This window comes from Bacillus sp. JJ783, from assembly GCF_036963225.1.
In the GTDB taxonomy this organism is placed as follows: domain Bacteria; phylum Bacillota; class Bacilli; order Bacillales; family Bacillaceae_G; genus Bacillus_A; species Bacillus_A cereus_U.
Genome location: NZ_JBALMG010000181.1, coordinates 1 through 7,384 on the forward strand (window position 1 = coordinate 1; position 7,384 = coordinate 7,384).

The window sequence follows — 7,384 nt, forward strand, 5'->3', positions numbered from 1 at the left end:
GAGGGAATTCTATAACAAGTTAATCAAAAGTGTATAGAATTTAATGAAGTAAGAGGTTATAAATAGTGGTAGTTTGTGGAATCCGACTGTCACTATTTTTGTATTCGCATACGGCTATGTAATTTAAGTAGAGTGTTGAAAATTTTCCAGAAACGAAAAATCATATAAAGAGCATATTTTAGCTCTAATCCTAATGATTTAAATAATAGACTAGAGGATTATGAAATAGAAAAGGTAAATGAAATATTTATAAGATTGGGATATGTAGCAACTTTTGATAAGAAGGAGAAATTTTTCAAGATAGGTGTTTTAGATCATTCTCCAAATTATATGATATGGTTTAATATAATTTTAGAACATGGAATGACAGAGTTTGTATGGGTTGTATATCATAATAATGAAGTAAGATTAGGGAGTCCTTGGAGTGTTTACTCAAGGTTATTGATGAATGCAAGTGAAAGAATAAAAACGCCAGTATACCGAAACTATATAGAATTAGAGGAAATATTAAAAGAGGCATTTTTAATGTATGATGATGTTAAAAGTGAAATAAGTAATGTGTATAGTAAAACCTACAATTGAAAGTGGTAAGTAATAAGATACTGTAAATTATTATACATAAGTGATTAATATGCTCAAAACATTATTATTTTGTATTGAGCATTTTTTTATTTTGTTAAAAAATACTTTGTGTGAATGCAACAATCAGATGAAAATAGGAGGGAATAAAAAGGATGAATATACAAGATGTTATGAAACAGTTACACCAAACAATAATTAGTAGGAATTTAACAACGTATCGGGAATTATTTGAAAGTACGAATAGTAATGAAGTGACTAATCCCCTATTAGAAGGATGTAATGAGATTATATACGGGGCGTTCTAATGAAAATAAAGCGATATTATTTAAAATATTGGAACAAATAGAAGTGGATACTGTATCTACAGTTTTAAGAATAATAGATGAAAGACTGCGTATTGAAGATGAAGAGTTGGATTTTCAATTGACTATTAATGGTGACTTACAGTATTTATTTTTAGAGCATGATGAAAAAAATAGAAACTAGGAATATTTTTAAGAGGTATAGAAGGTGGGGGACAATTAACTATGAAAATTTATTATTGTGACGAGTGGTCAGATACTAAAAAGAAGCCTTGGAATATAATTGATGAATGTAAAGCATACTTGTGTCATCAAAATCACGAACCATATACGGCCATGCTAACTGAGGGTGAAAAGGTTAAGTATGTTATAAATGTTACAAAAGACTGGGTTTCAGTTGGTTTTTATGATGACTTAGTTCGTAAGTATTTAAATTATGATTTTGAAGTTATAAATGATAATAGAATTTTCTTAAGAACAGCTATGTATTGGGAATATGATGATGCGACTGAAAAAGAAAACACTCGCTTAATTTTGAATTTCCGCGAAAATGGTTATACAGTAATGGAAAAAATGGATGTAAATACTGGGTTAGTAGAGGAACGAGAGGTTCATGATAATCTTGAAAATAACTGGGATGTATTTCCTGAATTCGCTCAGTATTTTCAATTGTGCAGGGAAGAAAGATAATGTATTTATATAAGATGTCAAACAGCTAAAACGAAAATTTCCGGAGTCAAGCACTTCATTGTCAACGTATGACAATAGGTGCTTTTTTACGTGCAGTGAAGAAAAAATATAAGTTTTCTTTTTACTCTATTTCATCTTTGAATTACATGTTATAATTTGGAAGATATATTTTCTTAATTTTTAGATAATTTAAAGGTGGTAGATTACTATATGAGTACATTAAAGAATATCACTAACAATATTTCGAAGGTTATTATAGGAAAAGATGAATCGATTGAACTGGCAGCTATAGCTCTTATAGCAAGAGGGCATATTTTATTAGAAGATGTACCCGGCACGGGAAAAACAACATTAGCGAAAAGTTTGGCGAAAAGTGTGGATGCGAAATTTCAAAGAATTCAATTCACAGCTGATACTTTGCCAGGCGATGTTATTGGTCTCGAATATTTTGATGTGAAGGAATCGGAATTTAAAACGAGATTAGGGCCTATTTTTGCAAATATAGTATTAGTTGATGAAATTAATCGAGCTGTACCGAGAACGCAATCTTCGTTACTTGAGGTTATGGAAGAGCGTACTGTTACGATTGCGAAACAGACACATTCATTACCAGAACCTTTTTTAGTTATTGCAACGCAAAACCCTCTTGAATCGGCTGGTACATTTCCTCTACCAGATGCTCAATTAGACCGATTTTTACTTACTATACGCCAAGGTTATCCTACGAGAGAAGCAGAAAAGGAAATGATGAATCGCTTCCAAACGAATGATCCGTTAGAAACGTTACATTCTATTATTTCAAGTGAAGAAATTATTACGGTGCAAAAACGTACAAGGGAAGTGTTAGTAGGGAATGATGTGCAAGATTATCTTCTTGAAATCATTGAGGCAACGCGTAAGCATGAACTGATTGAAATTGGTGTAAGCCCGCGAGGTACATTGGCATTTATGAGAGCGATTCAAGCACGGGCAATATTAAATGAAAGAGATTACTGTACGCCAGATGATATTAAGACGCTTGCTGCAGCCGTTTGTTCTCACCGGTTAACGTTAACGATTGAAGGGGAGATGAAAACGACGAAGGAACAAATCATTAAAGAAATTCTTGGTGCGATTGGTGTGCCAGTGGAGAATGTACGATGAAACAACAGCTCGTGTATACACCGTTAGCGGAACCCTTTGTAATAGGAGTTGTATCAGTTGTAGCCGTTATTTTATGTATATTCTCAAGTAATCTATTGTTCTTATCTTTCGTATTTTTGTATTTAATTTTAATAGGTACTGCGCATGTATACATACGTAAAGTATCTCGCGTTAACTGGGAATACAATCAAGGTAATTCGAACGTTTTTATAGGTGAAACGAATACGTGCAAAATAAAAATTTCAAACAACTCGATATTTCCTATTTTCAATATCGTATTTCGATTTAAATGTGAAAATAAGCTAACTTGGGATCATGAGGAGCTAAACAAAAATCATAGTACAGGTTCAAATTATTATGTGAATTTTAATATAAAAGGTGGAGAGACAGTTTCATTTGATATGCAAGCTATAGCACTAAAAAGAGGTATCGCGAAATGGGAAGAAGTTGAAATTGTTATTACGGATCTTTTGGGATTTATAACGAATCACATAACATATAGTCAAGTTGATACACCGTCCTATTTAGTTTTGCCAGCTGTTCCGAAAATACAAGTACCTGAATTACAAGAATGGTCACGTGGATTTCGAAAAGCAATGTCTTCTCCGCTATATGATGAAACGAAAGTAATGGGAGTGAAATCTTATGAAAATGAAGATTTTCGTTCTATCCATTGGGGTGCAACAGCAAAAACAGGGACGATAACTGCGAAAAAATATGAACGGACACAATCTGATAAATATGCGATTTATCTTAATTTACAAAATAAAAGTGGCGTTTCTTTACGAAATGATATTGAAGAGCTTATTGAATTAACCGCAGGCATATGCAAACAATTGCTCATGCAAGATTGTTCATTTGAATTATGGATTAATAGCGTGAACGATAACGGATTGTTGCATGTAAAAAACGGGGATAATCGGAAACATTTGCAAAATGTATTAAAGGTACTTGCCTCAATATCGGATCAGGATACGCCTGTATTATCTTCTTATTTTTACACAGCTGGATTTCGTCGAAAGGAATTGGGTGCGGTTCCTTTAATTCTTGGTACTTCTCCAAAGAAATATAGTAGAACGAATAAATGGATTGTAATTAAAGAATAAGAAAGGGCTTATGTCATGGTTAATAAAAAGCGGTATATGAAAGTGAAGTTTTGGAGTGTAAGAGCTTTAATCATACTTTTCTTTGCGATTTGTGCAATATCGTTATCACAAGGTGTGGTGCATGTACAAGACATAGTAAAAGAGCGTTTTTTTAGTGAGAAGAAATCTGAAAAAATTTATAAGGAAACAATAAACAATGAAAATAATGAAGATTATGGCACTGGCAGACCTTTGGAAAATACAAAAGTAGGAGAAAATAGGGATAGGACGCCAACGGGTAAAAAATTTAAAGGTTTTAAAAAGGAAAATTCATGGGGAGACGTATTTTCTTTTCTTTCAAATTCATGGATTACTGTAGTTTTTTATGTAGTTATTGCAGCGGTAATTACATATTTTCTTTATAAATCAGTTAGGAAAAAGTTAATGAAATCAGAAATAGAACAGGAAAAACAATCGGTAACGAAAGAATATACGGTAAGAACCGAAAAAAACGAGAAAGTGAAGCGTCGGTTAAAGCGACCATTACCTACAGATACGATAAGGAAAGCGTTAGTTGAATGGGAAAGGACTTTACCATTTCATGAACAGAGAAGGTCTTATGAAACGATACAACAATGGTTAAAACGAATATGTCGAACGAGAGATATTATTCCGATATATGAGTCTGTTCGTTATGGTGAAAAGATCTGTTCGGAATTAGATGTAGAGAAAACAATGAGGTGGATAAATCAGGATGAGAAGGTGGAGGAATAGATATTCACCTTTATTTTTTATATGCTCTTTTTTGAAAACTATAGGTATTGTGTTTAGAAAAATTCAAATAAGCTTTAAGGTTATATAGAATACTTTAGTTAGTTAAGGACATCTTGGTTTATTCAAACTATTAGTTTCTATCAAGTCGATTTAAATGAAAATACTAGTATATTGATTTGGAGTTGAGTACATTGGGACAAAATCAGTTTAGATGGAGCAATGAACAATTACGAGAGCATGTTGAAGTAGTAGATGGTACTAGAAGTCCGCACATTCTATTAAAGAATGCGACATATTTAAATCCGTACATACGTGAATGGACTGTTGCAAATATTTGGATCTATGATGACCGAATTGTATATGTGGGAGAAAAATTTCCAGAGCAATTACATGAATGTGAAGTCGTTGATTGCGAGGGGAAGTATATAGTTCCAAGTTACATAGAACCGCATGCGCATCCATATCAGTTGTATAATCCAGAAACGTTAGCAAATCATGCGATGCAATTTGGGACAACAACTTTCATTAATGATAATCTAACTTTATTTTTCACATTACAGCGTGAAGTAGCGTTTCGTTTATTAGATGAATTTAAAAAGATTCCTGCAAGTATGTATTGGTGGTGTCGTTTTGATGGACAGACTGAACTGCAAAATGGGGAATCTTTATTTAATAGTGAAGAAATAATGGAGTGGCTGAAGCATGAAGATGTTCTTCAGGGCGGCGAGTTAACTGCATGGCCCAAATTATTAAATGGTGATGAGGAAATGTTAAATTGGGTACAGGAAACAAAGTGGTTACAGAAGAAAGTAGAAGGTCATTTTCCAGGTGCGTCTGAAACAACGTTAGCGAAGTTAAAGTTATTAGGTACGGATTGTGATCATGAGGCGATGACAGGGCAGGAAGCATTAACACGCCTTATGCAAGGTTACACCGTTTCTCTTAGAAATTCTTCTATCCGTCCAGATTTAGAAATTTTAGTAAAAGAATTGCTAGAACTAGGTGTTAAACAATTTGATAGATTCATTTTCACAACAGACGGTTCGCATCCGTCATTTTATGAAAACGGAATGACAAATAGATTGATAGAAATAGCGATTAAGCAAGGGATACCAGTTATAGATGCCTATAATATGGCAAGTTATAACATTGCTCGTTATTATAATATGGAGCATTTACATGGTGCGATTGCCACAGGTAGAATCGCCAATATTAACATTTTGGAAAGTAAAGAAAACCCGGTGCCGATTAGTGTAATTGCAAAGGGGCGATGGGTGAAGCTTGACGGAGTAAACAAAAATGAATCATTACGTATAGAATGGGATGAATTTCAAGTAACCCCTCTACAACTAGACTGGTCTTTAAAGAAAGAAGATATGATTTTTTCTGAAACAACAGGTATAAAATTATTAAATGATGTTATTTCAAAACCATATGTAACTGAAATCGACTTAAACGGTGAGGAACTTTCTATTGATCATGATGAATGTTTCCTTATGATGATTGCTCGTGATGGCACTTGGCGAGTGAATACAGTTGTGAAAGGTTTTGCGAAAGAATTAGGAGGTCTTGCAAGTTCTTATTCTGGTACAGGTGACATCATTCTTATTGGAAAAAGTAAAGAAGATATGCTTACAGCTTTTCATAGAGTAAAAGAGCTAGGTGGCGGTATGGTAATAGCGGAAAGAAATGAAGTGTTACACGAAATTGCATTACCGTTGCTCGGGATTATGTCCGATTTAAAAATGAGCGAATTAATACATAAAGAGAAAAAAATGGTGAAATTACTACAAGAGCGAGGATATGCCTATAACGATCCAGCATTTACGATTTTATTCTTTTCTGCGACGCACTTGCCTTTTATAAGGGTAACACCTATAGGATTATATGATGTGAAAAGTAGTATGGTACTCGCTTCGCCGATGAAACTGATAAATCAATATTAAAAGGAAAGGTCCTATAAAAAGTCTATTTTATAGGACCTTTCACATTCCTAGCATAAGAATATCCTAAGCCTCAAATAATATAGTATCTAGATCATTTGAGGTGATACGTATATATGAAAAAACTATTGTATATTTTAAGCGTATTTGTTTTATGTGTATCTATTCAACACGTTGTACATTCCCAATCAGATGCACCAAGCTTATCTTCGGATTGTCTCGAAGAAAGAAAAGTTCGAGATGAAAAGTATGTGAAAAATATAATGAGGGATATTAGATCCACGTTTAATTTGAATTTTGATGAAAATAGCTTTTGGGAAGTTGATAAAAGAGATTTAGAAGCTGCACACTTCATGTATGGTGGCCGGGTTGATGATACTTATTATAATTCGTTAACTAAAGTTTTTGAAAGTGGTGGATATAGAGGAGAGCCTAGGCTGTTTGTAAAGCCGCTTGAAGCATTTTTACTTTATAAAGAAATAGACGATACAAATGTAATAAAACATCTTGAACTTGAAAAAGGGGAATGGGTTGTTACCGAAACGAAAAAGAAGCAAGGGAAAATGGTGGAATACAAACCGTTACAATGTGAAAAGGATTATCTGAAAAAGAGAAATGAGTATCATAATATGAAATGAAATACTAATTAATGTTGTTTTTATCAGCTGAAAGGTTGCTATAGAAGAAGGTAAGTATACATATTAACCTTATGTATACTTACCTTCTTTTTTTTGAGGTTATTAACATTTGGGATGGTGTATATTGCAAATTACTTGCTAGTAAATGTGCTTATAATTTCCAACGAATCCTTCATCGTAAAAAGAGGAGTTTGTGTCAAAAGATTTATACACTGCTGAACCACTTA

General features: G+C 33.3%; 9 protein-coding genes. All 9 read left to right on the forward strand.

The window, feature by feature from the left end:
• The first annotated feature begins 255 nt into the window (after nt 1-255).
• The 9 genes from V7038_RS27005 (at nt 256) to V7038_RS27045 (ending at nt 7,157) form a co-directional block, all read left to right on the forward strand.
• The gene (locus V7038_RS27005; RefSeq protein ID WP_002200066.1) at nt 256-582 is read left to right on the forward strand and encodes a hypothetical protein; all 327 of its coding nucleotides are present in this window, start codon (nt 256-258) and stop codon (nt 580-582) included.
• Between the two features lie 152 nt (nt 583-734).
• On the forward strand, nt 735-887 hold the full coding sequence (locus tag V7038_RS27010) for a hypothetical protein (protein WP_002200067.1): 153 nt from the start codon (nt 735-737) through the stop codon (nt 885-887).
• A complete protein-coding gene (locus V7038_RS27015; RefSeq protein WP_335695901.1) occupies nt 862-1,068 on the forward strand; it encodes a hypothetical protein in 207 nt (68 codons plus the stop codon). Before V7038_RS27010 ends, V7038_RS27015 begins: the two co-directional genes overlap by 26 nt.
• Before the next feature lie 41 nt (nt 1,069-1,109).
• Nucleotides 1,110-1,574, forward strand: coding sequence for a hypothetical protein (locus tag V7038_RS27020; RefSeq protein ID WP_002200069.1), 465 nt, complete (start codon nt 1,110-1,112; stop codon nt 1,572-1,574).
• A 210-nt stretch (nt 1,575-1,784) separates the two neighbouring features.
• Nucleotides 1,785-2,717, forward strand: coding sequence for an AAA family ATPase (locus tag V7038_RS27025; protein ID WP_335695902.1), 933 nt, complete (start codon nt 1,785-1,787; stop codon nt 2,715-2,717).
• Nucleotides 2,714-3,823, forward strand: coding sequence for a DUF58 domain-containing protein (locus tag V7038_RS27030; protein ID WP_335695903.1), 1,110 nt, complete (start codon nt 2,714-2,716; stop codon nt 3,821-3,823). The genes V7038_RS27025 and V7038_RS27030 overlap by 4 nt, the downstream gene beginning before the upstream one ends.
• Before the next feature lie 15 nt (nt 3,824-3,838).
• The gene (locus V7038_RS27035; protein ID WP_335695904.1) at nt 3,839-4,576 is read left to right on the forward strand and encodes a signal peptidase II; all 738 of its coding nucleotides are present in this window, start codon (nt 3,839-3,841) and stop codon (nt 4,574-4,576) included.
• A gap of 191 nt (nt 4,577-4,767) precedes the next feature.
• Entirely contained in the window at nt 4,768-6,522 is a 1,755-nt protein-coding gene (locus tag V7038_RS27040; protein WP_335695905.1) for an adenine deaminase, read from the forward strand.
• Between the two features lie 113 nt (nt 6,523-6,635).
• Nucleotides 6,636-7,157, forward strand: coding sequence for a hypothetical protein (locus V7038_RS27045; protein ID WP_002200076.1), 522 nt, complete (start codon nt 6,636-6,638; stop codon nt 7,155-7,157).
• Nucleotides 7,158-7,384: the final 227 nt, after the last annotated feature.